The following is a 294-nucleotide window of genomic DNA, read 5'->3' on the forward strand; positions in this document are numbered from 1 at the left end:
GAGTTGGACAGTGCAATCGACACATCAGCCTTGCGGGCGGTATGCGGCACATAATCCAGATCGCAACCGTCATCCGGATTGTCAAGATTGATTGTCGGCGGAATGATGCCATCCTGAATCGTCAAAATGGTGAACATGGCTTCAATCGCCCCTGCCGCACCCAACAAGTGGCCAGTCATGGATTTGGTCGATGACACCGCCAGTTTGTAGGCATGATCCCCAAACAGCGTCTTGATGGCGTTGGTTTCGGCAATATCACCCACTTGCGTCGATGTGCCGTGCGCGTTGATATAG

1 pseudogene is annotated in these 294 nt (G+C 53.1%); it reads right to left on the reverse strand.

Going from position 1 to position 294, the window contains the following annotated elements:
• Window positions 1–294 (reverse strand): annotated as a pseudogene (locus tag Q4563_RS18930) (beta-ketoacyl-ACP synthase II); the annotation flags it as partial.

The sequence above is a fragment of the Gilvimarinus sp. 1_MG-2023 genome, from assembly GCF_030548285.1.